General features: G+C 69.9%; 17 protein-coding genes. 9 read left to right on the forward strand and 8 right to left on the reverse strand.

The features are described from left to right. Positions 1–66: 66 nt before the first annotated feature. From SGFS_RS12500 to SGFS_RS12530, 7 genes are all read left to right on the forward strand, one after another. Entirely contained in the window at positions 67–963 is an 897-nt protein-coding gene (locus SGFS_RS12500; protein ID WP_286249978.1) for a dihydrodipicolinate synthase family protein, read from the forward strand. Between the two features lie 13 nt (positions 964–976). Further along, a complete protein-coding gene (locus SGFS_RS12505; RefSeq protein ID WP_286249979.1) occupies positions 977–1,978 on the forward strand; it encodes a proline racemase family protein in 1,002 nt (333 codons plus the stop codon). A gap of 149 nt (positions 1,979–2,127) precedes the next feature. Continuing rightward, positions 2,128–2,841: a GntR family transcriptional regulator gene (locus SGFS_RS12510; RefSeq protein WP_434028193.1), complete on the forward strand. Its 714-nt coding sequence runs from the start codon at positions 2,128–2,130 to the stop codon at positions 2,839–2,841. Between the two features lie 134 nt (positions 2,842–2,975). Then, positions 2,976–3,503 (forward strand): NUDIX hydrolase family protein, encoded by a 528-nt coding sequence (locus tag SGFS_RS12515; protein WP_286259897.1) that lies wholly within the window; start codon positions 2,976–2,978, stop codon positions 3,501–3,503. A gap of 215 nt (positions 3,504–3,718) precedes the next feature. Continuing rightward, complete coding sequence (locus SGFS_RS12520) at positions 3,719–4,390, forward strand: hypothetical protein (protein ID WP_286249981.1); 672 nt, start codon at positions 3,719–3,721, stop codon at positions 4,388–4,390. Between the two features lie 99 nt (positions 4,391–4,489). Continuing rightward, positions 4,490–5,245, forward strand: coding sequence for a DUF1775 domain-containing protein (locus SGFS_RS12525; protein WP_286249982.1), 756 nt, complete (start codon positions 4,490–4,492; stop codon positions 5,243–5,245). 221 nt (positions 5,246–5,466) lie between these two features. Next, positions 5,467–5,883: a (2Fe-2S) ferredoxin domain-containing protein gene (locus SGFS_RS12530; RefSeq protein WP_286249983.1), complete on the forward strand. Its 417-nt coding sequence runs from the start codon at positions 5,467–5,469 to the stop codon at positions 5,881–5,883. Positions 5,884–5,994: 111 nt separating this feature from the next. Here the strand turns inward: SGFS_RS12530 and SGFS_RS12535 are convergent, their stop codons facing one another. Together SGFS_RS12535 and SGFS_RS12540 are read right to left on the reverse strand one after the other, a co-directional pair. Beyond that, positions 5,995–6,633, reverse strand: coding sequence for a hypothetical protein (locus SGFS_RS12535; RefSeq protein WP_286249985.1), 639 nt, complete (start codon positions 6,631–6,633; stop codon positions 5,995–5,997). A 149-nt stretch (positions 6,634–6,782) separates the two neighbouring features. After that, positions 6,783–7,763 carry a pectate lyase family protein gene (locus SGFS_RS12540; RefSeq protein ID WP_286249987.1) on the reverse strand — a complete coding sequence of 327 codons (981 nt, stop codon included), beginning with the start codon at positions 7,761–7,763 and terminating at the stop codon, positions 6,783–6,785. A 237-nt stretch (positions 7,764–8,000) separates the two neighbouring features. Here SGFS_RS12540 and SGFS_RS12545 point away from each other — a divergent pair, with 237 nt between their 5' ends. Continuing rightward, entirely contained in the window at positions 8,001–11,198 is a 3,198-nt protein-coding gene (locus tag SGFS_RS12545) for an RICIN domain-containing protein (protein WP_434026889.1), read from the forward strand. 52 nt (positions 11,199–11,250) lie between these two features. Here SGFS_RS12545 and SGFS_RS12550 read toward each other — a convergent pair whose 3' ends face one another. From SGFS_RS12550 to SGFS_RS12575, 6 genes are all read right to left on the reverse strand, one after another. Then, a complete protein-coding gene (locus tag SGFS_RS12550; RefSeq protein ID WP_286249989.1) occupies positions 11,251–13,461 on the reverse strand; it encodes a glycoside hydrolase family 127 protein in 2,211 nt (736 codons plus the stop codon). Positions 13,462–13,576: 115 nt separating this feature from the next. Next, entirely contained in the window at positions 13,577–17,728 is a 4,152-nt protein-coding gene (locus SGFS_RS12555; RefSeq protein ID WP_286249991.1) for an Ig-like domain-containing protein, read from the reverse strand. Positions 17,729–17,730: 2 nt separating this feature from the next. After that, the gene (locus SGFS_RS12560; RefSeq protein ID WP_286249993.1) at positions 17,731–19,734 is read right to left on the reverse strand and encodes a glycoside hydrolase family 127 protein; all 2,004 of its coding nucleotides are present in this window, start codon (positions 19,732–19,734) and stop codon (positions 17,731–17,733) included. Between the two features lie 71 nt (positions 19,735–19,805). Then, entirely contained in the window at positions 19,806–20,627 is an 822-nt protein-coding gene (locus SGFS_RS12565; protein WP_350284086.1) for a carbohydrate ABC transporter permease, read from the reverse strand. Between the two features lie 50 nt (positions 20,628–20,677). After that, positions 20,678–21,652 (reverse strand): carbohydrate ABC transporter permease, encoded by a 975-nt coding sequence (locus SGFS_RS12570; protein WP_286249996.1) that lies wholly within the window; start codon positions 21,650–21,652, stop codon positions 20,678–20,680. 397 nt (positions 21,653–22,049) lie between these two features. Then, complete coding sequence (locus tag SGFS_RS12575) at positions 22,050–23,366, reverse strand: ABC transporter substrate-binding protein (protein ID WP_286249997.1); 1,317 nt, start codon at positions 23,364–23,366, stop codon at positions 22,050–22,052. Between the two features lie 224 nt (positions 23,367–23,590). Between SGFS_RS12575 and SGFS_RS12580 the strand changes: the two genes are divergently transcribed. Continuing rightward, positions 23,591–24,619 carry a LacI family DNA-binding transcriptional regulator gene (locus tag SGFS_RS12580; protein ID WP_286249998.1) on the forward strand — a complete coding sequence of 343 codons (1,029 nt, stop codon included), beginning with the start codon at positions 23,591–23,593 and terminating at the stop codon, positions 24,617–24,619. Positions 24,620–24,698: the final 79 nt, after the last annotated feature.

Raw genomic sequence — 24,698 nt, forward strand, 5'->3', positions numbered from 1 at the left:
CGAGCTGGCCGCCGTACGACAACCGTCAGTGTCGTGTCACACCCCATCGAAGAGAGGGAAACGCTCATGACCACCGCTGAGAACCGCCCTTGGCGCGGCGTCCTCGTCGCCACCGCGCTCCCCCTGCGCGACGACCTGTCCGTCGACTACGACAAGTACGCCGAGCACTGCGTCTGGCTGGTCGAGAACGGATGCGACGGTGTCGTACCGAACGGGTCGCTCGGCGAGTACCAGGTGCTGACGCCCGAGGAGCGGACCAAGGTCGTCGAGACGGCCGTCGCCGCGATCGGCGGGGCGCGGGTGATGCCGGGGGTCGCCGCGTACGGGTCCGCCGAGTCCCGGCGCTGGGCCGAGCAGGCGCGTGACGCGGGCTGCGCGTCGGTGATGCTGCTGCCGCCCAACGCCTACCGCGCCGACGAGCGGTCCGTGCTCGCCCACTACGCGGAGGTCGCGCGAGCGGGCCTCCCGGTCGTGGCGTACAACAACCCCATCGACACCAAGGTCGATCTCGTCCCCGAACTCCTCGCCAGGCTGCACGGCGAGGGATACATCCAGGGCGTGAAGGAGTTCTCCGGCGATGTCCGCCGCGCCTATCGTCTGGCCGAACTCGCTCCGGAACTCGACCTGTTGATCGGCGCCGACGACGTCCTGCTGGAGCTGGCGCTCGCGGGCGCCAAAGGCTGGGTGGCCGGCTATCCGAACGCGCTGCCCGCCGCGAGCGTGGAGCTGTACCACGCGGCGGTGGACGGCGACCTCGCGACGGCCAAGTCGCTCTACACACAACTGCATCCGCTGCTGCGCTGGGACTCCCAGGTCGAGTTCGTGCAGGCCATCAAGTTGTCCATGGACATCGTGGGCCGGCACGGGGGACGCTGCCGTCCGCCCCGGGTTCCGCTGCTGCCGGAGCAGGAGGCAACGATCCGCTCCGCCACCGAGAAGGCCGTTGCCGCAGGGCTCGTCTAGGGAGGCCGAACACATGCGCAGCAAGCTCGTCCTGCACGCCGTCGACTCGCACACCGAGGGCATGCCCACCCGGGTGGTCACCGGCGGGATCGGCACGATCCCGGGCGCGACCATGAACGAACGACGGCTGTGGTTCCGTGAACACCGCGACGACATCAAGCAGTTGCTGATGAACGAGCCGCGCGGCCACGCGGCGATGAGCGGCGCGATCCTGCAGCCGCCCACGCGCCCCGACTGCGATTACGGCGTTCTCTACATCGAGGTATCCGGCTATCTGCCCATGTGCGGCCACGGCACGATCGGGGTCGCGACCGTGCTCGTGGAGACCGGCATGGTGGAGGTGGTCGAGCCGGTCACCACCATCCGCCTCGACACCCCGGCGGGTCTCGTCGTGGCCGAGGTGGCGGTGGAGGACGGCGCGGCGAAGGCGGTCACGCTGCAGAACGTGCCGTCGTTCTCGGTCGGCCTCGACCGAAAGGCCACGCTTGCCGACGGGCGGACGGTGACCTACGACCTGGCGTACGGCGGCAACTTCTACGCCATCCTGCCGCTGGAACAGTTCGGGCTGCCTTTCGACCGCGCCCGCAAGAACGACATTCTCGCGGCCGGCCTCGCCCTCATCGACGCCATCAACGCGGAGGGGGAGCCGGTCCACCCCGAGGACCCGTCGATCCACGGCGTGCATCACGTCCACCTCTACGCGCCCGGCGCCACCGCCCGGCACTCACGGCACGCCATGGCCATCCACCCGGGCTGGTTCGACCGCTCGCCCTGCGGTACGGGCACCAGCGCACGCATGGCTCAGCTGCACGCGCGTGGTGAACTCCCGCTGCACACCGAGTTCGTGAACGAGTCCTTCATCGGCACACAGTTCACCGGCCGACTGCTGGGCACCACCGAGGTGGCCGGCGTCCCGGCCGTCCTGCCCAGCTTCACCGGCCGCGCCTGGATCACGGGCACCGCCCAGTATCTCCTCGACCCGACCGACCCGTTCCCGTCCGGATTCGTCCTCTAGGATTCCGGGACTCCAGTGCCTTCAAGACCGCCGGATCGCCAGCACCGCCAGCACCGCCAGCACCGCCAGCACCGCCAGGACCGCCAGGACCGCCAGGACCGCCAGGACCGCCAGGACCGCCAGGACCGCCAGGAGACCGTATGACCCCCGTGGCCCCGCAGCGCGTCGGCGTCCCGTCCGCCGGCACTCCCACAGACCAGGCGGCCCCCGCCCTGCCGGTGCTCGGCGGGAAGAAGAGCAGCTACCGCGAGCGGGTCGCCGACGCGTTGCGGGCCGCGCTGATCGCCGGTGAGCTGCGGCCGGGAGAGGTGTACTCGGCGCCCGCGCTCGCCGGACGCTTCGGCGTCTCCGCGACACCGGTGCGCGAGGCCATGCTCGACCTGGTCAAGGAGGGCCTGGTCGACACGGTGCCCAACAAGGGCTTCCGGGTCACGGCCGTCACCGAGAAGCAGCTCGACGAGTACACCCACATCCGCTCGCTGGTCGAGATCCCGACCACCGTGTCCCTGGCCGCCACGGCCGACCCGGTCTCCCTGGAGGCGCTGCGCCCGGCCGCCCGGGAGATCGTGTCCGCCGCGGCGGCCGGTGACCTCATCGCATACGTCGAGGCCGACACCCGCTTCCATCTCGGCCTGCTCGCCCTGGCCGGCAACGCCCATCTGGTCGAGGTCGTCGGCGACCTGCGGGGGCGTTCCCGGCTGTACGGTCTGACCGCTCTCCTCGAAGGGGGCCGTCTGCTCGCCTCCGCGCAGGAGCATCTGGAGATTCTGGAAACCCTGTTGTCCCGGGACGAGAACGCCGTTCGCGAAGTGATGAGCCGTCACCTCGGGCATGTCCGGGGACAGTGGGCGGCTCGCGAGTGACCACCGTGCCGGGCCCCCGGCCTCTACGCATCACGAGGGAGCAGGAATACACCCGCCCGGGTGCGGGGCAGAGGTGTGGGGAGTGGCACACGCGGAGCAGGTGACGTTGAAAGTATGATCGGCCAATGTCTGACATGACCGAAACCACGCCAGGCTGGCTGAGTCCTGACGACCTCGAGCAGGCGCGCGCCCGCATGCCGATCCTGTACGTCGAAGCCGTACCCGTACGGGTCGACGACAGCGGCGAAGTGACGAGCATCGGGCTGCTGTTGCGCATGGGGCCGGAGGGAACGGTCAGTCGCACGCTGGTCTCCGGCCGGGTGATGCACCACGAACGGGTCCGCGACGCCCTCCTGCGCCATTTGGAGAAGGACCTCGGTCCGGTGGCACTCCCCCGTGTCCCGGCCGCCCTCCAGCCCTTCACCGTGGCCGAGTACTTCCCCACGCTGGGGACCACGCCGTTCCACGACCCCCGGCAGCACGCGGTGTCGCTCGCCTACATCGTGCCGGTGACCGGGGACTGCCGCCCCCGGCAGGACGCGCTCGACCTGGTCTGGTTCAGCCCCCAGGAGGCGGCGTCGCCGCTGGTCCAGAGCGACATGCCGGGCGGCCAGGGCGTCCTACTGAAGCAGGCCCTCGCCCACGTCGGCTGCCTGACCTGATCCGGGTCGGCTCCGTCGGGGCCGAGTTCGCCCGTGATCCCCTCGCCGATCGGCGGCCACCGCACCGAGTGCCGGTGCGCCGCCGGTCCGCAGCCTCGAGGCAGCCGTCGGCACAGGCGGAAGTGCCGCCGGAGGTGAGGCGTCGGTCTCTTTCTTCGCTCTCTTGCCCAACCCGCCTGCCAACGGGCCTGGCCATGTCCCATGATGAGCGGGCCATGCACCAGCCGATCACGACCCTGAGCGCGCCGCTGCCCGTCCTCCGGGCCGTGGTGTTCGCCGTCGTCGGCACGGTGCTGGGCGCGAGCGCACATCTGCTGCTCGCCGAGGGGCCCGTGCCGTGGGCGAAGGGCGCGGTCGCGACGGCCGCGCTGTTCGGACTGGGACTGGTCGGCACGCGCCGCCCCCGCAGTCTCGCCACGGTGGCCGTCGGCAGTGTCGCGGCGCAGTCCGGCCTGCATCTGTGGCTGACGCTGACGACGCACGCCCGGCACGCGGTGGTCACCACGGCCGCCGGGGCCGGTCATCAAGGTGGTCACGGCGGGCACACCCATGACCTCCACGCGGCCTGGTACGAGCGGCTCCACGGCTCCGCCGCCATGTCGGCGGCGCACGCGCTGGTCGCCGTACTCGTCGCCGTCCTGCTGCATCGCGCGGACGCGGCGTGCTGGACGCTGACTCGCGGTGCGACGGCGGCGCTCGACACGGTGCGGGCGCACCTGGCCGCCGTCCGGGCCCTGGTCGCGGGGCGGCCACCGGCACCCCAGGGCATACGTCTGCCGGTGCTCGTCTTCGCCGAGGGCGAGCGGCCGCCGGGTATGAGCCCGGTGCTCGCGTACGCGGTGGTGCGGCGGGGCCCTCCGTCGACGAGGCCTGCTCTCGTCAACTGACCCCGCCGAGGTGCCTGTTCGGCCGTCCGCCGAGTCCTCCTCCGCACTCGGCACGAAACCGGACGGCCACCCCGCCACCCCTCATACTCGGAGACACCCATGTCCCGCATCACCCTGCCCCGCACCGCCCGCCGCCTGACCGTCGCGACGGCGGTCGCGGCAACCGCCGTACTGCTCACCGCTGTTCCGGCCGCAGCCCATGTGGAGGTGGAGGCCGACAACGCCCAGGCCCTGGCGCAGAACGTCGCTCTCACCTTCACCGCCGAGTCGGAGTCCGGCTCGGCCGGGATCACAGAGGTGCGCGTGATCCTTCCCAAGGGCATCGCGCCCACTGACGTGACGTACGCGGGCGGCCCCAAGGGCTGGAAGTTCGCGGCCACCGACGACGGGTACACCGTCAAGGGTTCGGCGCTGAAGGTCGGCGAGAACGCCGAACACTCCGTCACCGTACGGCAGTTGCCCGACGCGAAGGAGCTGGCGTTCAAGACGTTGCAGACGTACGGCGACGGCAAGATCGACCGCTGGATCGAACTGGAGGACGCCGACAGCGAGAGCGAGGGCGACGACCACGGGCACGGCAACGAGGCCCCGGTGCTGGAGCTGAAGGCCGCCGCGCCGGGCGCCAAGGCGGTCAGCCCGTCGCCCAGCGGCTCCCCCAGCGAGTCCGTGTCCCCGTCACCGACGTCCGAGGAGAGCTCCGCCCCGGCCAGCCGTGAGCCTGAGGCCGCCGACGCCCAGAAGGAGGACGACGGCGGGCTGTCCGGCGCCGCCTGGGCCGGCATCGTCGCCGCGATCCTCATCGCGGTGACGGCCGCGGTCCTCGTCGTACGCCGCCGGGGCGGTGCCCAGCAGTAGCCGGGGACTGTGTCCCAGGGGCCCTCGCGTCCGGAGCGGTTCGGGTGCGGGGGCCCTCGCATGCCCGACGGCTCGGGCCCACCCGAACATGATCGAATACGCTGCGGCTCGGGGTACCCCGCCTGGGCGACGCCACCGCCTTCGTCATCGTCGCAGGGCAAGCTCCAAGAGCAAGCCATGGAAGCAAGTCACAGCAGCAAGTCGTAGAAGAAGGACACCGCATGAGCAAGCGCTCCCGCCGCGCCGTCACTCCCGCTCCGTCCACGGGGGCGGCGGCGCGGTGCACGATCACCGTGTGCCGGGGCTGCTGTTGCGGCACCCCCAAGATCCCGGGCTTCGACCACGCCGCGCAGTTGCGGGGCCTGCGCGAGGCGCTCGATGGCACCGCGACCGTCCGGGTCACGGACTGCCTGGACGCCTGCGAACACGCGAACGTCGTGGTCGTACAGCCCTCGCCGGAAGGCCGCGTGGCGGGTGGCCGACCGGTGTGGCTCGGCCTGGTCAACGACCACGACGCCACCGCCGACATAGCGACCTGGGTGGAGGAGGGCGGCCCCGGCCTCGCCGACCCGCCCGGCGTCCTGGACCTGTACGGGTTCACTCCGTCCCGTCGGGTGCGGGGACAGGTCGACGGCTGAGGCCCGCGGAGCACTTCGGAGGGCTGGTCCGAGGATGCTGTCGGACCCGGGGAGAATCACGCTCTCCGGACCCAACAGCTCCTGATTCACTCGGCTCGTCGAGCCGAACCGTCACAGACCGTCGCGAACCATCGCCTCGACGATCCGGACGTGGCGGTCGGCCGCCGTGTTCGAGAACTCGTTGTCGTAGTTCAGGCCGTACGGCCAGAAGTGTCCGCCGCCGGCGGACAGCTTGGCGCTCGAACCGTCGAACTGCCTGACGAGCGCCGTGGCCTGAGCGCCCTGCCAGGTGCCGCCGGTGGTGAGGGAGGACCAGCGGGAGCTGGTGCCCACGCCGATGGTGTGGGCGATCTCGTGCAGCGCGGTCCGCTCGTTCATGTAGTTGCGGTTGCCGAAGCGGATGGTTCCGCTGCTGCTGCCGTCAGCCGTGGGCACACCGGGGTCGTAGCGGACCGTGATGCTCTTGCCGAGGTCGCTGACGTTGTTGTAGCGGGTCACCGCGGCGTTCATGGCCTTGGTGATGAGGTCGTAGGCCGTCAACTGGTCCTGGGTGGGGTTGCTCGCCCGCTGGAGACTCCAGGTGATGGTCGCCGCCGCCGCGCGCTGCTGGGGTGCGGGTACGTCCTGGGGTGCGGCCTGCGCGATGCCGGGGGCGGCCAGCAGAGCGGCGGTCAGGGCGGCCACGGCCAGCTTGTTGCGCCGGGGTGTGAGGGTACGGCCGATGGACTCCGGAGCCTGTCGTGAACTCATCGAGATGTTCTCCTGTGGGGGGTGGGGTGAGCCGTCGGTGAGGGGGGTGACGGCTCGGTGGATCAAGGTTCTACTGTGCGGTTCGACGTCCGGGGGCACATGAAGATTGCATCAAGGAAGCGCCACACGAACCCAGTTCATCCACCGGTTCATCCGCCGGTTCTTCCAACGCCCGCTCCGGCCCGCACGAGAGCGGGAACGTCGGCCGGGGCGTCCAGCGTGTACGCGTAGTAGGTGCGCGGCTCGACCACGGTGCCGTTGGTCTCGCACGCGCCGGACCCGTTGAACACGTTGTTCCGCTGCAGCAGGCGGCCCGGTCCCGACTCGTCGTACCCGCTCGCGGAGTAGCAGGGGTGAGGGGCGTTCTCGAAGTAGTTCCCTTCGACCAGCACCCCCGCGTTCATGGTCGACGCGACGCCGTAAATGGCGTTCCCCTTGTAGTAGTTGTTGTAGACGTGCACGGGCTCACCGAACCGTACGCGCGGATGGCGCTGCCGGGAGCCGTCGAAGAAGTTGTGGTGGATGGAGACCTTCAGCTTCCCGGTGTCCTGGCCGGAGTTGCTGTCGGAGTGACCGAGAAGCATGCTCTTGTCGGTCTTGTTGAACCAGTTCCAGGAGACGGTGACGTACTGGGAGCCGCGGACGATGTCGACCGCGCCGTCGACCGGCGCGACGAACTCGTTGTGGTCGATCCAGATGTGGTGCGACTCCTGGCCTACGTTGACGGCGTCGTCCTCCGCATTGGTGAACCGGATGTTCCGCACGATGACGTTGTAGGAACGGTAGAAGTCCAGGCCGCCGCCGTTGATGACCCCCGAGGAACCGACCCCGATGATCGTCTTGTTGGGGCGTACGCCCTGCTTGCTGGTGATGTCGATGGTGCCCTGGACCCGGATGACCAGCGGACCCGTGGTGTCGATGTATTCCAGGAACTGCTCGGTCGTCGTGGCGGTGACGGTCGGGCCCGCCACTCCGCCGGTGGTGCCGTTCTGACCGAGCGCATTGACCGCGGCGAAGCCGGAGGGGGACGTTTCCGCGAGCGGCACCGGCGCCGGGGTCTGCGCGGTGGCGCTTCCTCCGGCCGGGATCGCCGTCGTGCCGAGCAGCAGGGCGAGTAAGAGAGCCCTCATGCGGTTCCTCCTGGGTGCGTGGTGCCCTCAACGAAGAACTGACAGAAAGCGCTTTCCGGATTTCCTGGATGCTAAGGGGGCGCCTTGAACATGTCAACGACTCCGGTTACTTGACGTGTTCACTTCTGTCATCAAGCATGCCCTGAGCCCGATTCCTTCTGATCGCTTCTGTTGACCTGTGTGTCTCGCCTCTTGTCTCGCCCTTTGTCTCGCCTCTGTGTTGTGGAAGGGAGTGCCGTGTCTCAACGGCATCGCATCGTCCGGGTATTGGCGTCGGCGGTTCCCCTGATGCTCGGCGCGGGTCTGGTGACCGCACCCGCGGCAACCGCCGACTCGGCTGCGCCGAACAGCGCTGTCACCGTGCGGATCGACCCGTCCTACCAGCAGCAGGAGTTCGAGGGCTGGGGGACGAGCCTCGTCTGGTTCGCCAACGCCACGGGCGGCTATCCGGAGCCCATCCGAAGAAAGCTCGTCGACATGCTGTTCGGCGAGGACGGACTCGACCTCAACATCGCGCGCTACAACATCGGTGGCGGCAACGCCCCGGACGTCCGCAAGGACTACATGAAGGCCGGCGCGACCATGGAGGGCTTCTGGAAGGCCCCGGCGGGAACCACCCGGAAGGACACGGACTGGTGGGACCCGAACAACCCCGAACACTGGGACTGGGACGCCGACGCCGGCCAGCGCTGGTGGGTGGACCAGATCAAGGACAAGGTCACCACCTGGGAGGCGTTCAGTAATTCGCCGCCCTGGTTCCAGACCGTCAGCGGCTATGTCTCCGGCGGCTTCGACTCCACCACGGACCAGATCCGTACGGACCGGGTCGACGACTTCGCGACCTATCTGGTGCGGGTGACCGAGGAGTTGGAGCAGGCGCACGGCATCGACTTCGACACCATCGATCCGCTGAACGAGCCCAACACCAACTACTGGGGCACTCAGCTGGGAGCCGACGGCCAGCCCACGGGAGGCCGCCAGGAGGGCGCGCACGCCGGACCGGGGCTTCAGCAGAAGGTCATTCTCGCTCTCGACAAGGCGCTCGACGGGGCGAAGACCGACGCCGCGATCTCGGCGATGGACGAGACCAACCCCAGCATCTTCACCCAGAACTGGAACGCCTACGGCACCGACGCCCGGGAAGCCGTCGACCAGCTCAACGTGCACACCTACGGCACGGGCATGCGCACCAGCGCCCGTGACATCGCCAAGGGCGCCGACCGGAAGCTGTGGATGAGCGAGGTCGAGGGCACCTGGGGCACGGGCACGGACTTCACCAGCATGGAGCCGGGCCTCGGTATCGCCACCCGGATGGCCGACGACATGCGTGAACTGGAGCCCTCCGCCTGGGTGTTCTGGCAGCCCATCGAGGACTCCATCCCGCAGGCCGCAGCCGGCAAGAACTGGGGCAGCATCCACGTCCCGTTCAACTGCACGGCCGACGACACCCTGGAGACCTGCCCGGTCAAGGCCAACTCGAAGTTCCACACCATCCGGAACTTCACCCACTACATCCGCCCCGGCGACCACTTCGTGAAGGTCGACGACTCCTCCAGCGTCGCCGCCGTGAAGAAGTCCGGCCGCGCCGCGACCGTGGTGCACATCAACAGCGGTACGACAGGCCGCTCGGTGACCCTCGACCTGTCGCGCTTCGGCAAGGTCGCGCGGGGAGCCACCGTGACACCTGTGGTGACCAGCGCGGACGGCGCGCTCGTACGAGGCACTCCGGTCCGGGTGTCCGACCGTACGGCCACGCTCGACGTCCCCGCGAAGTCGGTCACGACCTTCCTCGTGGACGGCGTCAGCGGTGTCGCCGAGAACGCCGCTCTCGTGCAGCCGGATCACGTCTACCGACTCCAGGGCACCCAGAGCGGCAAGTCCCTCACCCCGTCGGACGACGGCAACGGCGTTCTCATCCGCACGACCGACGCGGACCGCGCCCAACAACTCTGGTCCGTACGGCAGTTGACGTCCGGCACGGGCCACCGCGCGCGTTACGCCGTCACGAACGCAAGCTCCGGCAAGCGGCTCGCGGTGCGGGACAACCAGGCGGTCCTGGAGGAACAGCCGGACGACGGCGAGATCCCCGCTGCCGCCCAGTGGATCATGTCGACGACCGGCGACGGCACCTGGACCTTCGTCAACGCCGCCACCGGCCGCCTGCTCGACGTCACCGGGCAGTCCTCGGCGGACGGCGCCAAGGTGTCGACGTACACCCCGACCTCGGCGGCGAACCAGCGCTGGTCGGTGACCGACGAGACGGTGCTGCGCACGGAGCGGGCCGAGGCGTTCACGGTTCCCGGGCTGGCGCCGAAGCTGCCGGAGACGGTGACTCCGGTGTACCGGGACGGCGCCCGGGGCGCGCTCCCCGTGGAGTGGGATCTGCCGTCGGACCGTAGGTGGAGCAAGCCCGGGACGGTACGCGTGCGGGGCGAGGCGACCGATCCGCTCGGCCGGAAGATCCGCGCGAAGGCGGTCGTCACCGTCGACACGATCGCCTCGACCTTGTCGGGCCGCGCCAAGACCTACGCCGGTGGGAAGCCCGAGCTGCCGACGACGGTCGTGGGCGTGGGTACGCACGGAGGGCGGGCCGACCTGCCGGTGACCTGGGACCCGGCGCCGGGCGGGGCGTTCGGCTCGACCGGGGTCGTGACCCTCCGGGGCACCGCACGCATCGTCGACGGCAGCACGACCGACGCGACGGTACGTGTCCAGGTAACCGAACCCGCGGAGGCCAACATCGCGCCGGACACAGATGTGTCGGTCGCGGCCACGTTCACCGAGAGCGGCTACTCCGCCGAGCGGCTGCGCAACGGCAACATCTCCGAGAAGGCCTGGTCCAACTGGAAGTCGGGGACCAAGAACCCCTCCGACACCATCACCTTCGCCTTGCCGAAGGCACGCGACCTGAACCGGGTCGTCGCGCACTTCCACCGGGACGGGACCAACACCTCCTTCCCCGAGAGCCTCAAGGCACAGGTCCGGACGGCCGACGACGGTACGTGGGTCGACGCGAGCGACTCCGTCGCGGTCGGGACCGAGGGCACACCGGTGGTCGACATCCCGCTCAAGGCGGCCAAGGCGGGGCCGGTGACCGGGGTTCGGGTGGTCATGACCGCACGGCAGGGCGGCTACATCACCATGAGTGAGATCGAGGTTCTCGCGAGGGTTCCCGGCGTCTCCTCGGACGCAGCCGCCACGTCCGTCGAGGTGGCGGGGAAGCCGATCGCCTCGTTCGATCCCGACACGACCACGTACCGGGTCGTCACCTCCGACCCAAGGCGCGCCCCGGTCACGGCGACGGCACGCGACCCGTACGCGACCGTCGCGGTCGAAAGGACGACCGAGAACGGCCGGACGACGGCCGTCGTCACGGTGACCGGAGAGGACGGTTCTCAGACCCGGAAGTACCGGATCGTCCTCGTACGGCGCTGAACATCCGCACGCCGGGTGGCCTGCCTCGCAGGCCACCCGGCGTGCTCCCCTCTCAGCTCCTCAGGTTCGCCCGTACCGCCGCGGCGACGACGGCGTCCCTCTCGGCCCGGGTGAACCGCGCTTCGGCGAGCCAGGTGTCGGCAAGGGTCCGCACCGCCTGTACGAAGCGCCCTGAGGTCGTGAAGGGCGCCTGGTCCCAGAGCACGTCGAGGAAGGTCAGACCGTCGTTCCGGGCCCGGTTGGGTACGCCCGAGTCGGCCGTGCCGAAGACGACGACGGGTTCCGCGCGCCTGAAGTAGGCGTGGTACGGGGCGTCGTCCCCGAGGTGGAACGGGGCGAGGGTCAGGCCGTGCGTGGTGAAGTGCAGCGGCCTCCCCTCGGCTTTGATCACGTCGGCGAGATCGCCGCGGAGAGTGAAGCTCTTGTAGAAGGAGAAGGAACGGAACCCCTGCTCCTGACTCCGCGCGACCAGCAGCACCGGACCGTAGAACACCGACTGGACGGTGGGATCGTCCAACGCCCTTTCGACACGCAGCCGGTAGGGGGCGGAGACCGTGACACGGTCACCGCGCCGCCAGTCCCTGCTGAGGGTGAGATAGCTGCCCGGCACCGCCGCGGCCGGCTGCCGAACCCCGTTGACCGTGACGGTGAAGCCCGCTGTCGCCCAGGACGGCACCCGAAGCCTGAGATCGAGCCTGCCGCCGCCCTCGCGGAAGGTCAGGGTGCGAACGCCCTCGGCCGGGTAGTCGCTCGTCTGCTCGACGACGAGTCCGCGCTCCGGCCAGCGCAGGGTCGAGGCGAGGTACAGGTTGACGTACAGCGCGTCGCCGTCGGTCGAGCGGAAGTAGACGGAGTCCTGGTACTTGGTGTGGTTCTCCATGCCGGTGCCGCCGCAGCATGTGCCGGTGTTGCCGTAGTCGCGCACGACCCCCGGGCCCATGCCGACGAAGTACGTGACCTCGGGGCTGTCCGTGCTGCGGGCATCCCTGCGGGAGGCGAGAATGTGGTTCGTCAGGCCCCGCTCGTAGTAGTCCATATAGGCGGCGTCCGGCTCGTGGAAGAACAACTGCCGACTCAGCTTGAGCATGTTGTATGTCGCACAGGTCTCGGCGTTCTTGTCGTCCAGGGTCGCCGCGACGGCACCCCGGGCCCGGAACATCTCGCCCTGGCCCGTACCTCCCAGGCTGTACGTGCGGGGGCCTACGACCATCCCCCAGAAGTTGCGCGCCGCGACGTCGTACTGCTCCTCCCCCGTCTGGTCGAAGACCCGCAGATAGCCGGTGAACTGGGGAATGTGCTGGTTGGCATGGCGGCCCTCCAGAATGTCCCGGTCCTCGGCGCAGGCGGCCAGCAGCGCCGTGTTGTCGAAGCAGCGGGCGGCGGCCAGGTGTTCGGCCCGGCCGGTGAGTGCGTACAGGTCGGCCATCACCTCGTTCATGCCGCCGTACTCACCGGCGATGTAGATCGACCACATGCGCTCCAGTTGCGCCTTCGGCAGTCGGCCGAGCCTGCTGTGCACCCAGTCGCCCATCTTGGCGGCGATGGTCAGGGCCTGAGCGTTTCCGCCGAGGGTGTGCGCGTCTAACAGACCCCGCAAGATCTTGTGGCAGGTGTAGTAGGGCGCCCAGATGGTGGGGTACGTGGTGTAGTTCTCCAGGAGGACGAACTGCGTTTCCGGGTACGCCGCCAGATATCCGGGGTGGCTGGGTCTCGGCGAGCCGTGCTCCGCCAGGGCCTGCTGGCACTCGCCCAGGGCACCGACCAGGTAGTCGAGCTTGGTCTTGAGCGCGGGCTCCTTCGTGTCTGCGTAGGCCTGGGCGACGAGGGTGAGGAAGTGGCCGCCGAAGTGTCCGCGCAGGTTGCCGTCGGAGGTCTCCCAGCCGCCGGGCGGCCGGGCGCCTCGGGTGTCGAGACCGGCGTTGGCGCGGAAGACGGCGAGGATGCGGTCGGCCGGGTAGGACCGGGCGTACTCGAGCATCAGGTCGCGCTTGCGGCGGAAGACGCCGTCGCCGAGGGTCACTTGGTCGAGTGGGAAGGGGCGTACCGACCAGGTGGCCGGGACGGGTATCGGGCCTGCGGCGGCCCGGGGGGCGGCGTGAGCCGCCGGGCCGGCCTCTGCAACCTGGGTGGCCCCTGCGGCTTGGGTGGCTTGGGTGACTCGTGCGGCCTGAGCGATCGACGGGGCCGCGTACGTCAGGGGCGCGGCGGCCGCGGTTCCGGCTGCGAGCGTCAGCAGACGGCGCCGGGTGGGGGGTTGGGACATGCTGCTCGGACTCCGTTCGTGAGTCGTCGGCGGGCGTGGGCGGTGGAGCGGGGCGGTGCCCTGCGTGAGAAGCGCGCTCTCAGGTGGGGGTGGTGAAGCGGCTGACGCGGGGGCGTCATGTGGGAGCGGCGGTCACCGTGACAGTCGCCGTGGCGCGGTGGGAGGTGCCCGTCACGGTTCCCCTCACTTCGAAGGTCCCCGGGCCGGCGTACTGGTCGGGGTCCACCGGGTCCCAGGTCACGCGGAGCCCGCTGTCCTTGGAGCCGTCGTTGTAGGTGGCGACGACGGTCGCGGGGAGTGCGGGTGCCCGTCCGGCCCGGGTGGTGAGGCGTTCCTCGGCGAGGCTGGTGATCTCGACCGCGTCGGTCTGCCGTACCCATACGGTCGCGGTGACGGGCCGCGCGGTGCGGTCGGCGATTCCGGTGATCCGTACGCTGGTGCCGCCCTCGGCGACCTGCTCCTCGGTGAGGGCGGGCCAGGCGACGGGCGAGCGCGCGGTCGAGCCGTCGGCGTAGACGAGTGTCACGTCGGCGGGCAGTTCGGGGATCTTGCCGCGCAGGGTGGGGATGTGGGTCTCACGGACGGACTCCGGGGGCTCGGCGTAGACCTTCCACTCCTGCACGCCGAGAGCGAGGTTCGCGTGTCCGGTCAGCCTGGCCCGCAGGGCTGTGGTGGTGACAGGGGTGAAGGTGGTGCGGTTGTACCGGTCCTCGTCGGTGCCGTAACCGCTGGGTGAGGCGACCTCGCGCCAGGTGTCGCCGTCGCGGTACTCGATGACCCAGGAGGCGGGGACTCCGACGCCGTCGGCCGCGCCCGCTGGTGCGTCACGAAAGAAGTACATGTCGGAGCCGTCGACCCGGACCGGGTCGTCCCAGGTGTACTGGACCCACTGGGTGCCCTTCTGGGGCCAGGTGCCCCAGCGCGGGGCGTCACCGGAGGAGGCCGGTTCACGGCCGTCGTTGATCGCGGCGACCGACTCCCAGCCGGAGGTATAGGAGGCGGTGGGCGTCGCGGACGGCGCCACGTTCACCTGCCCGTCCTCGCGTCCCTCCACCTTGACGACGACCTTCTTGGCGGACTGCGACGTGCCGTCGTCAGCCGTCAGTTGCAGGGTGTAGATCCCTGCCTTGGTGAAGCGGGCGATGGTGGTCGGGGCGCTCGGGTCGTCGAAGAGGAGAGTGCCGTTCTCGGGGGCGTCCACCACCTTCCAGGACGCCGTGAGTTTCCGCTCCGGGAGAGCGTCGTCCTCGACGATGCCCGTGAGCCTGATCTGGCCGGGGCGGTTGTAGGTGGTGTCCCGCCATGCCTCCACATACGGAGGCTGGTTGCGCGCCGTCGGCGGCCGGTCGCCGGTGGCGAAGGCCTGGACCTCCTTCAGACCGCTGGTGTGACCGTCACGGTGGCGCAGCAGCACCCGCAGCTTCCCGGTGTTCACCTCACGGAAGCGCACCTGGTTGAGGTTGGCCCGGGGATGGACCGGTGACTTGACCGGTCCTGCCACGTCCTTCCACTGCCCACCGGCGTCCTGGTACTGCACGGTATAGAGGGCGGGTTCCGCGTATCCGCCGGGCCGTTTGTCGCTGTAGAAGTAGAGCCGCACGTCGTCGACCTTGTGCCGGCGACCGAAGTCGATCTCGTACCAGTCCTCGGCGTCGCCCGAGCCCCGGGCGCCCCAGAAGGGCTCGTTGATCGTGAACCCGTCGACGGCACCGGCGACTCCCCGGCCCTGGGCCTCGTGGGAGGCGCGTGCCGTGGCACCGGAAACGAGGTTCTCGCGTGCGGGACGGGTCAGGTCGCGCCCTGCTTTGGCGAAGAGATCGGTGACGCGGTCCTCGCGGCCGTACGTGACGTTCTGGGGCGCGGCAACAGCCGTTCGCAGCCCGGTGGTTCGCGCTGTGGCGTCTCCGCCGTCCGGGAAGGTCACCTTGCGGGTGACGGGGTCGTAGACGAGGTGGGTGAGGCGGTCGGCGGTGAGAGCGAGCTTTCCGTCGAGGTAGACGGAGTACCCCTCGGGCACCTGGCGGCCGTATGGCCGTTTTCCGTCGCCCGGTTCGTCCCAGAGCACGGCCACGTCCGTGCCCCGGTAGTTGATGTCGGTGACGGCGAAGTGGGGCCAGTCGATGTCGATCGGCCATAGTTCGATCTTCCGGTCGTCACGCGGCCGGAAGCCCATCGCGTCCTCGATCACCGTCCAGTTGGTGGTGCCGAGGATGGTGTGGTGGATCCAGGAGCGGTAGCCGACCTTCTGCGGGTCGGCGCTGCCGTCGGCCCAGAACTCGTTCTGGTCGGGCCACTGGTTGTCGCCGTCGACGTAGTGGGCCCAGGCGTTCCACGACAGCAGCTTCTTGTACCAGGTGCTGTCGATGTACTTGTTCGGGTACTTCCGCAGCACCGAGGAGAGGAAGCGGAAGGTCACCGTGGAGTTGATGACGGAGAAGTTGTTGCTGCCCGGGTGCCCCTGCTCCGCCGCCTCCGCCTTGTCCGCCTGGTTGGCGGTGAAGAACGGGAAGACCGGGTACTGCTTGTCGTCCGCCCACAGCCGCAGAGCTTCGAGGTACTGCGGGTCCTCGTCCGGCGTCGGCATCATGCCCACGCTGTACGGGTAGTAGTTGTTGATCTCCTTCCAGGGCACCAGGGTGTCGGTGGCCACGTGCCGGTGCTTGAGAAGCTTGTCCTCGGGGTCCCAGAGGTGTTCGAGAACGGCGTTCTTCACCCGTTTCGCGATACCACGCATCTCGTCGGCCTTGCCGCTCTCACCGAGCAGGTCGTACGCGCGGGCCGCCGCCGTGGCGTTGCTGTAGACGTAAGCCGACTCGGTGCGGTCCAGGTTCCCCGGCTTCCAGTGGAACGACACCGCGTCGGCGTCGTTGCCGGTCATGGCACCCCAGTCGTACTCGATCAAGCCGTTGCCGTCGTGGTCGTAGTTCTCCAGCTGGCCGAGAACGTCCTTCTCCGCGTAGCGCGCGAGGTTGCGCGGGATACCCTCGGGCCCGCCGTGCACCTGGTACGAGCGCCAGGCGGCCTCGGAGATGTACTGGGTGTAGCTGTTGGACCAGTTCTCCGGGTCGCCCGGGTTGTCGGTGTACTTGCCGTTCTTCGACACCTCACCGGCCGAAACCCAGGGGCCGTACGAATAGCTGGGGTCACGCAGGTACTTGAGGTCGTCGACGAACATCCCGACGGTCAGCGCGATCGCGTTGTTGTAGCCGAGCACGCCCTCCATGGAGGTGGGGAACTGGTAGTCGTTGCCCGGGATGTCGGCGTCCAGGTAGTTGTAACGCAGCAGCCACCAGCGGTAGTACAGCGTCTTCTCGATGTTGTCGTCGGGGATGTCGATGTATGGCAGGTTCTCGGCCCACCAGCGGTTGTACGTCCGCACATGGCGCCGGAACGCGGCGGCCGGGGTCGCGGCACGCACGGCGTCGTACTCGGGCCGTGAGCGGCCTGTCTCCTCGGTGACGAACCCGAGTTGGACCTTGGCGGTGCGGGTGCCGCCCGCCGGGACCGCGACCGTGCGGGTCAGGGTCTCGCCGTCGGACGCGGGGGTCATGCCGTCTCCGCTGAACCGGGGGAAGACGGTGGTGAGGTTGTTCTTCGCGGCCATCGCGCCGGTGAGTTCACGGCCCTCGGCGGTCGTGGCGTACGGGGAGGAGGCACGCAAGGTGACCTCGTGGCGTGCGGAGCCGGTGTTGGTGAGAGCCAGGTTCGTCACCGCCACGTCGCCGTCGGTGATGAACTTGGTCTGGGTCACCTTCAGCCCGGTGGCCTCGTGGGTGAACTCGCTGCGCCAGTGGCTCGGGGTCTGGGCCCTGGCGGCGGTGTTCTCGCGGAGAGTGACGTTCTCGCCGTCCACGGTCAGATTCACCGTGTACGCGGACCGGTTGTCGATGCTCTCCCAGTACGCGACCTTGCCTGCGAAGCCGAGTCGCTCGGGATCGTGTTCCTTCATGAACACTGCCCGGCCCCGCGTGAACAGCCAGTCGCCCGCCGGGTCCTCGCCCTTGCGGGCCAGCATCCGGTCCATCCAGAAGTCGGTGCCGTTCCCGGCTCTCCGGTCGGCCTCGTACTGGGCGCGCAGGGTGCGGCGGGTGGTGAAGCCCGCCGGTAACTCCGGAACGGGGTTCTCGGAACCGGAATAGACGGGGTAGCCGATGTCCGAGTTGTCCGCCGCGGCAGGAGTGAGGGCCGCGAGCGAGGCCAGCAGTCCGAGAGCGAGCGCTCCGGCCAGGGGTCTGCTGCGCCGGTGCCGTCTTCGGGGTCCACGCACGGCTATCGCCCCGCCTCGTCATCGGTGAACGACTTTGCCGTCGGCAGCCACACCCGCATGGTCGAGGGCCCTCGGTTCGCCCAGGAGTGGTAGGGCACGAGGACGATGCCGGTGCTCTCACCCGTGTCCGTCCCGGCGGAAGCGGAATGGGCGATCGACTCGTACGGCCAAGGCGCGTCGCCCGCCTCGCGATGAACGACCGGACCTCCGGCGACAAGAACGGCGTTCTCCACCCCGATTCCGTCCTGCGGTGCATACGGCGCGTCCCGTGGCTCGACCGACGGGTCCACCCGGACGGCGTCGACCTCGCGGCCCTTCGGCAGGTCCACCGACTCGGCGCAGTACACCAGGGGTCCGCGCTGGACGGCCGCCGTGCCTCGGACCGCGTCGATGCGCGGGTCCGGTGTGATCCAGCGTGGTGTCACGGGCAGTTCGAGCCGGATCTCGTCGCCGGGCCGGAAGCGGCGGGTGACCGCGGCCGTGCCCGGGGCGACGGCACGGCGTACCCCGTCCGGGTCGACCAGCCACGCGGTGGCGCCCGCCGCCCAGGCGGGGACGCGCAACGACAGGGTCCAGGGGCGGCGTTCCGGGGAACGGTCGATCCGTACGCTCACGGTCCCGTCGGAGGGGTAGCCGGTACGGACCGTCAGCGCCACCGTGTCTCCGCCCGTGAGCGAGGTGGTGATCTCGGCGTCGGCGTACTGGTGCAGTTGGAGGCCCTGGTCGTCCGCCGTGGCCAGGTAGGCCGGCAGCAGTGCCAGGGTGCGGGCCACGTTGGTCGGGCAGCAGGACACGGCGAACCAGGGGGCGCGCAGGCTGGACTCGGCGCGCGGGCTCTCGGCGTCCGGGGCGGGGACCGTGCCCCGGCGGCGCCGGTGCAGGGTGTTGGCGTAGAAGAAGGACTGGCCGTCCTCGGCGGGGGAGGTCGCGACGACGTTGAAGAGGGTGCGCTCGGCGAGGTCGGCGTAGCGTGGTTCTCCGGTGGCGAGAAGCAGCCGCCAGCTGAGCATCACGGAGGCGACACCGGCGCAGGTCTCCGAGTAGGCGCGGTCGGGCGGGAGGACGAAGTCGTCGCCGAAGGACTCGTCGCGGTGGTGCGAGCCCATGCCACCGGTGACGTAGGTGCGGCGGGCGACCGTGGCCTCCCACTGGCGGACGACGGCGGCAAGCAGGTTCTCGTCCCTGGTCTCCACGGCCACGTCGACGGCGCCGGCCGCGAGGTAGAGGGCACGGACGGCGTGTCCGCGCAGCACGGTGGCCTCGCGGACCGGCATGTCGTCCTGGTAGTAGGCGCGGCCGAACTCGGGGTCGGTGAGGGTGCCGTGGCCCCGGCGTTCGACGAAGAGGGCGGCCTGGTCGAGGTAGCGCTGCTCCCCTGTCGCCCGGGCCAGTTCGACCAGGGCCGTCTCGATCTCCGGGTGGCCGCAGACGCCCTCGATGCCGGCCGGGCCGAAGGCGACGCACACATGGTCGGCGGCGCGTCGGGCGACCTTCGCCAGTTCGCCCTCGCCCCGGGCGCGCGTCTGGGCGACGCCCGCCTGGATCAGATGCCCGTAGCAGTACAGCTCGTGGCCCCATTCGAGGTCGCTGTAGCGGGCCTGCTGGCCGGGGCGCCCGAAGGCGGTGTTGAGGTAGCCGTCCGCTTCCTGAGCGGGGGCGATGGTGTCGGTGAGAACGGCGATCTCGGCGTCGAGCGATGAGTCCGGGCCGTGCCCGGCCGCCGCCCAGGCCATCGCTTCGAGGAGCTTGTAGACGTCGGAGTCGGCGAACTCGCGGCCACGCCGGTCCCGTTGGATCCGGCCCTCGACGGCGGCCCGGAAGTTGCCGATCCAGCCGACCCGTTCCATCCAGTCGCGGCAGTGGTCGAGTGTGGCGGTCGCGTTGACCTGGCGGCGCCGGGCCCAGAAGCCGCCGGTGATCCTGACCTCGTCGAGGCCGAGTGGGCGCAACCGGCCCCGGGTCGGCGCCACGGGCAGGACGGTCGACCGCTCGGTGTTCTTCCTCACCAGTTCATGCCTTCGGTTCGTCCTTTCGGTGGTCCACTCGGGTCGGTTGTCCGTTCAGGTCGTCCGGCGCCTCAGCCCTTGAGCGCTCCCGACATGAAGCCCCGTACGTAGTGCCGTTGCAGCAGCAGGAAGAGGAGGAGGCAGGGCACGGCGAGGACGACCACACCGGCCTCGGTGGCGCCGTAGTCGACGGCGCCCATGCTCTGCTGGCGCAGATTCGCCACGGCCAGCGGGAGAGGCGCCTTCTCGCTGTCGGCGATGAGGATCAGCGGCGTGATGAAGTCGTTCCATGCGGCGAGGAACGCGAAGAGCCCCACGGTGATCAGCCCCGGTCGTACCGCCGGGAGGAGGACCCGGCGCAGCGCGCCCGCCGTGCCGCAGCCGTCGACGAGCGCCGACTCCTCCAGTTCGCGTGGCACCGCCTCGAAGGAGATCCGCATCATGAAGGTGGCGAACGGCAGTTGGAACATGGCGAGGACGAGGCTGAGCCCGAGAAGGGAGTTCTGCAGCTGGAGTCTCCCGAGCAGCACGTAGAGCGGGATGAGGAGCGTGGCGTACGGGACCATGAGGATGGCCAGCGTCAGCAGGAACAGCAGGTTCTTGCCGGGGAATTCGAAGCGGGCGAAGGCGTAGCCGCCGAGCAGCGAGACACCGAGGGTGAGCGCGACCGTGAGGGCCGAGACGACCGTGCTGTTGAGGAGGTACTGCAACAGGCCGGCGTCGTACTCCAGCAGGGTGCGGTAGTTGCCTAGGCCGTGGCCGGAGTCCTGTGCGGTGCCGGGCTGGGGGCTGACCGAGGCCCAGGCGTTCCACAGCAGCGGGAAGAGGAAGATGACGGCCAGTCCTCCGGCGACGACGTAGTACGGCGTCCGGCCGAGGGCGCGGGTGAGCACCGTGGGATCCCTTCTCATGACGTGGGCCGTGCCATGTGACGTGGGCCGTGTCATGACTCGTCGGCGCGGCGCAGACCGCGGAACTGCAGGACGTTGAGCAGGAGCAGCGCGGCCAGCACGATGATCGAGAGGGCCGCCGCCGTGCCGAGATCGAGCCGCTGGAACGCCTCCCGGTAGACCAACTGCACGACGGTGACCGTGCTGTTGTCCGGTCCGCCCTTGGTGAGGACGAAGAACTGGTCGAACGCGAGCAGCGATCCGGTGACGCAGAGGAGGAGAGAAAGCGCGAGGGACGGGCGGAGCAGCGGGAGCGTGATGCTGCGGAAGATCTGGGCGCGGCTCGCGCCGTCCATCCGAGCCGCCTCGTAGACCTCGTGGGGGATGCGTTGAAGGCCCACCAGCAGGATCAGCATGTAGAAGCCCGCGAACTTCCAGACGACGAGGAACACCGTCGACAGCAGCGCGGAGGTCGGTGTGCCGAGGAAGGACACCGGTTCGTCCACGAGAGCGAGGTTCTCCAAGATGTCGCCGAGCGGGCCGGTGGTGGGGCTGTACAACCCCCAGAACAGCAGGGACGCGGAGGCGAGACCGAGGGCGCCGGGCAGGAAGTACACCGTACGGAAGAAACCGGCGCCGGGGCGGGACTCCTGCACGAGCAGGGCGAGCAGGAGCGCGAGGCCGAGGAGGACGACCGTGACGATCACCGTGTAGAGGAGGGTGAAGCGGACGGCGGGCCAGAACAGGGGGCTGCCGGTGACGTCGGTGTAGTTCTCGGGGGCGTTGGCGCCCCGGTCCCCTGCGAGCAGCGGCCAGTCGCTGAGCGACATCTGTCCGACGAGGAGCAGGGGCAACAGGAAGAAGACGGCGACGAACACGGCGGTGGGGGCGGCGTAGCCGAGTCCTTGGAGCCTGCGGGACCGCCATGCCCGCCGCCATCCGGGCGTGGTGGTAAGGGCTCGTCGGGCCGCGTGTTCCGGCGGTGCCCGGTGCTCGGCGGCCGCTCGGTCGGGCGCCTTCACCTGCATGGCTCTCCTCTGCCGTTGCCGTGTGACCTCGCAGGGTGCCGCGACCCGCTGTGCAGCCGCTGCCCTGCGCCGCATCGCGAGCCGCTGTGAAGCCGCGGCCCGCTGTCCGATGTCCGCTGTCCGCTGTCCGCTGCCGAACCGCTGCCGTACCGGCGCCCCCGCTACCGAACTGCGAACCACTGCCGTACGGGCGCCCCACCACCGAACCGATAGCCGTTGCCGCGCGGGCACCCCGCCCCGACCCGATGGCGACTGCCGTACGGGCCCCACCACCGAACCGACAGCCACTGCCGCGCGGGCACCCCACCCCGAACCGATGGCCACTGCCAGACGCGACCCGCCGTCGAAACGGCCGGCCGTGGCCGCGCCGCGGCACATCACCGCCGTCCCCGGCCGCTCAGTCGGCCAGTGACGCGCTGACCGCCTCGTTGTCCTTCGCCACCGACGCCCCGTCGCCGAAGACGGCATCGCGCATCAGGGTCAGCCAGGGTCCATTGGGGTCGTTGAAGGTCTGGCCGAACTTCAGCGCGTACGGGGTGCGGCCGTCCGCCACGAGCTGGTTGATGGTGACCAGGCGCGGGTCCGCGTCGGAGTGCTTGTTGGACGCGAGGTCGGTGCGCGCGACCACGTCCTTGTGCGCGGCGACGACGTCGACCTGTGCCTTCTCGCCCAGGGTCCAGGCGAGGAAGTTCCAGGCCTGGTCGGTCGACTTGCTGGTGGCGGCGACACCGATGGCGTCGCCGCCGACGAAGCTGGACTTGCCGCCGTCGGGCCCGGGGATGGGCGCGACCCCCAGGTCGAGGTCCTTCGGCATCAGCCCCAGCGTGGTCGACGGCATGGGCATGACGCCGACCTTGCCCTTGGGGAACACCCCGGTCCAGGTCGTGCCCGTCTCGTCCTTGGCGCCCGGGGCGACGATGTCGTCCTCGACCCAGCCCCGGTAGGTGTCGTAGACCTTCCGCGCGGTGGCGGAATCGAGCTTCGCCTCGGTGCCGTCCTTGTCGAGGACCTCCTCGCCGCCGGCCCAGATGGAGGGCCACCAGGTGAACACGCCGCAGCCGCCGCAGTTGCCGCCGAAGAACGTGCCGTCGACGCCCCCGCCCAGCGCGTCCACCGCCCGGGCCTGTTCGTCCCACTCGGTGAGCGTGGTGGGCGGCTTCTCGGGGTCGAGCTTCGCCTTGCGGTAGAGGTCCTTGTTGTAGAAGAGCACCGACAGGTCGAGGGTGTGCGGCACGACGTACTTCTTGCCGTCGAACGTGCCGGCCTTGATGTGCGACTGGGCCAGGCTCTCGGCGAAGGGCAGGGCGTCGATGCGCGCGGTGAGGTCGGCGAAGAGGCCGCTGGAGGTGTAGTTCGGCACGTACACCACATCGGAGGCGAACAGGTCGGGAAGGTCGCGGGATCCGGCGGCCGCGCCGACCTTGGCCTGGTAGTCGTCGGTGGGGACGACGGTGAGTTCGACCTTGTTCTTGTGGCTCGCGTTGTACGCCTTCACCAGGGCCTCGCTCTGCGGCCTGGTCGCCGCCCGCGTCCACATCGTCAACTCGGTGCCGTCGTCGACACCCTTCGCGTCCGCCGTACCGCCCGCGCTCCCGTCGCCCGAGCCGCCGCCCCCCGAGCCGCACGCCGTGACCAGGGTCGCGGCGGCGAGGAGGGCGATGGTGCCGGTGGTGAGTCGGCGTATGCGTTCACGTGGTCCGGCGGTGCTCCCCATGACGATCCCCCTCTACGACGAGCTTCTACGACGAGCTGTGCTGTGGGGCGGAAACGAACCGAAAAGGCTTTCTGAAAGCTAGGACCCGACTGATGGCTCGTCAATCCCCTTGCATGGAAGGGCTTCAGAACGGCTACCGAAACCTGTGGAAACCCGCCGCGCGCCCCTGCGCCGAAACATCTCGCGTACGGTTTACGCACGCGACGCGAGACAGGAGACCCTCCATGCCCAAGGCCGCCGGCCCCTCTCGTTCGCATCCGGCCACACTCAGCGATGTCGCCCGGCTGGCGGGCGTGTCCATCGCGACGGCGTCCAAGGCGCTCAACGGCCGCAGCCAGGTACGTGCCGAGACCCGGGAGCGGGTGATCGAGGCGGCCGAGCGGCTGTCGTTCCGGCCCAACCAGCTGGCCCGCGGTCTCCTCGTCGGGAAGTCGGGCACGGTCGGACTGCTCACCAGCGACCTGGAGGGCCGGTTCAGCATCCCGATACTCATGGGCGCCGAGGACGCCTTCGGGGCGGGCGAGGTCGCGGTGTTCCTGTGCGACGCGCGCGGTGACGCGATCCGCGAGCAGCACCACGTCCGCGCGCTGCTCGGGCGCCGGGTGGACGGCCTGATCGTGGTGGGCAGCCGCACCGATCCCCGCCCGTCTCTCGGCCGTGAGCTGCCGGTTCCCGTGGTCTACGCGTACGCGCCCTCCGACGATCCGGCGGACCTGTCCATCGTCCCGGACAGCGTCGACGCGGGCCGGATCGCGGTCGAGCACCTGCTGGCCTGCGGCCGTACGCGGATCGCGCACATCACCGGCGACCCTGGATATCTCGCGGCGCAGGAGCGGGCCCGAGGCGTCAAGTCCGCGCTCGCCGACGCGGGGCTCGCCCTGGTCGGTGAACCCCGGTTCGGGGCGTGGTCGGAGGGTTGGGGGCGGGCCGCGACCGCGCTGCTGCTCGACCAGTATCCGCAGGTCGACGGTGTGCTGTGCGGCAACGACCAGATCGCGCGCGGTGTCATGGATGTGCTGCGTGAGCGCGGGCAGCGGGTGCCGGAGGACGTGTCGGTCATGGGCTTCGACGACTGGCAGGTCCTGACCGCCGGCTCCCGGCCGCCGCTGACCAGCGTCGACATGAACCTGGAGCAGGTCGGCCGCGCCGCCGCGCACGCCTTGTTCACCGCGATCGGCGGGGTGCGGCGCTCGGGGATCGAGACGCTGCCCTGCCGGGTGGTCATCCGGGGCTCGACGGCACCACTGTCCTGAACCCGCACCATGTCCTTGAGCCGCACCGCTGTCCTGAACCCGCGCCACGTCCTTGAGCCGCACCACGTCCTTGAGCCGC

It is taken from the genome of Streptomyces graminofaciens, assembly GCF_030294945.1.
In the GTDB taxonomy this organism is placed as follows: Bacteria; Actinomycetota; Actinomycetes; order Streptomycetales; family Streptomycetaceae; genus Streptomyces; species Streptomyces graminofaciens.